General features: G+C 63.3%; 3 protein-coding genes and 1 pseudogene. 3 read left to right on the forward strand and 1 reads right to left on the reverse strand.

The features are described 5' to 3' along the window. The first annotated feature begins 278 nt into the window (after nt 1-278). Nucleotides 279-533 carry a hypothetical protein gene (locus EOA28_RS33710; RefSeq protein ID WP_127249484.1) on the forward strand — a complete coding sequence of 85 codons (255 nt, stop codon included), beginning with the start codon at nt 279-281 and terminating at the stop codon, nt 531-533. Nucleotides 534-612: 79 nt separating this feature from the next. Here EOA28_RS33710 and EOA28_RS33715 read toward each other — a convergent pair whose 3' ends face one another. Further along, nucleotides 613-1,095 carry a hypothetical protein gene (locus EOA28_RS33715; RefSeq protein ID WP_127249485.1) on the reverse strand — a complete coding sequence of 161 codons (483 nt, stop codon included), beginning with the start codon at nt 1,093-1,095 and terminating at the stop codon, nt 613-615. A gap of 149 nt (nt 1,096-1,244) precedes the next feature. Between EOA28_RS33715 and EOA28_RS33720 the strand changes: the two genes are divergently transcribed. Continuing rightward, entirely contained in the window at nt 1,245-1,649 is a 405-nt protein-coding gene (locus EOA28_RS33720) for a RidA family protein (protein ID WP_189342349.1), read from the forward strand. Nucleotides 1,650-1,674: 25 nt separating this feature from the next. Beyond that, nucleotides 1,675-2,069: pseudogene (locus EOA28_RS33725) on the forward strand (amidohydrolase/deacetylase family metallohydrolase); the annotation flags it as partial.

Below are 2,069 nucleotides of genomic sequence, written 5' to 3' on the forward strand. Positions count from 1 at the left end.
CAGAACGCCTCCATGCGCGCAAGCGGGCTTATCAACCGAAGCTGGGCACGTCGAGCATGGCCGCGCACCGCCGGGCGGTGTTCCACATCTAAGGGCGAGCGTGCTCGTCCCCATGGGCGAGCGTCGGCTCGCCCCCATGCGCGAGCGTGAGCTCGTCCCTACACGGCGGATGGCGGCAGGCTGTCGCCATCGGCACTGGTCGGACCACCATTTCGCTGGCGCAATCCAGCCATTGGCGTATCATCTTTCCAGGGAGGGTTCATGGCAGGAGGAGGCCAATGAACGTCGCTGCGGAAGTGCCCGTCATGGATCCGACGGTGCAAGACCTTGTTTCGTCTGCCCTTTCGAAGTTTCGCGCCGGCGACACCGTTTCCACACGCGCCATGCTCGTGGCCATACGCCATGCCGATCCATCGTGCGAGGACAGCGATGACCATCTGGTCGAGCTGATCGTGATGGCCGCCGTTGGTAAGACCATGGGGGTCGTGTTCGACCACCGCTCGCCCGATGAGCGGTTGCCGCGGCTGTCATAGGCTCTGAAGCGTTTGCCTGCGTATGTGAGCACCGGAAGCGCGGGAACCCGCCGTTTGCAGGCCGGCCTCACGGCACGCTTTAGCCCAGCGGATGCGGCATGTAACCGACGAAGCCGGCGATCTTCCAGCGGCCGCCCACCTTGCGGCAGAAATAGAGCGTCTGCCATTTCAGCCGGTCGACGCCGCCATCGGCCTTGGCGACGGAACCATCGAACTTCTTGTGCAGCACCGCGCGATCACCGTCGACATCGATGTCGCGCATGTTGGTGACGCGAAACAGCGCCTCGCGCAGCGGTTCGGCGAATTTCGTCGCCGCAGTTTCCTTGGCCTGACGCAGCCATTCGTCACGATAGACTTCGAGCCTTGGGAACTGCAGCCGCCAAGCGTCGGCATTGCTGAGGAAATGCGCGTGCATGCCGAAGAAGCTCTCGGCGATAAAATCGTCCTCGACCATCGACCAGTCTTGGCCGAGGAAGGCATCGATATCGCGCCGCACCAGCATTTCCCAAAGCGCGTGGCGGTCGGCATCGCCTTCCGGGAAGGGGTTCTTATCGAAGGTCATGCTGGATCTCCCCTCATGTCGCGCGGCCGTCGAAAATGGCGTGAAGCGCAAGATGCTCAGGCTTCTGTAATAAAGCAACATGGATTTCGAAAAAATGTTGCTTTCCGACATTGCCTCTATGAGGATCGTGCCGACAGGCGTAGACGGCTATGCGACCGGTTACGCTCAAACGCCAAGAGGAGACTCACTTGCCCAAGCAATGCTTTGGAAAATCGCATGTCCCGCTCTCGCCCGCCGTGCGCGCCGGCGATTTCGTCTATGTCTCCGGCCAGGTGCCGGTGGGCAGCGACGGGCTGGTGGTGAAGGGCGGCATCGCCGAGCAGACCGAGCAGGTGCTGCAGAACGTCAAGGCGGCGCTTGCGCTGGCCGGCTGCGGCATGGACGATGTGGTCAAGACCACCGTCTGGCTGGAGGACGCGCGCGATTTCGGCACCTTCAACACCGTCTATGCGAAGCATTTCCCAAACGACCCGCCGGCGCGCACCACGGTCGAGTCGCGCCTGATGATCGACATCAAGATCGAGGTCGGGGCCGTCGCCTACCGGCCGGTCTGATCGCGCTACAAAACCGGAGGTACCGATGCAGTTCGATCTCCTGATCAAGGGCGGGCGCGTGATCGATCCCGCATCGGGCCTGGACGCGCAGCGCGACGTCGCCATTGCCGATGGCCGCGTCGCCGCGATCGAGGCCGCCATCGATGCCGAACATGCCGCGCAGGTGGTCGACGCCAGGGACTGCATCGTCACGCCCGGCCTCGTCGACCTGCACAGCCATGTCTATTGGGGCGGCACCTCGCTCGGTGTCGATGCCGACCGGCTGGCCGCCAAGAGCGGCACCACCACCTTCGTCGATGCCGGCAGCGCCGGCGCCGGCAATTTCCTCGGCTTTCGCCGCCATGTCATCGAGCGCTCGAAGGTCCGCATCCTCGCTTACGTCAACATTTCCTTTGCCGGCATATTCGGCTTCGCCAAGAC

This window comes from Mesorhizobium sp. M2A.F.Ca.ET.067.02.1.1 (assembly GCF_004023285.1).
Classification (GTDB): domain Bacteria; phylum Pseudomonadota; class Alphaproteobacteria; order Rhizobiales; family Rhizobiaceae; genus Mesorhizobium.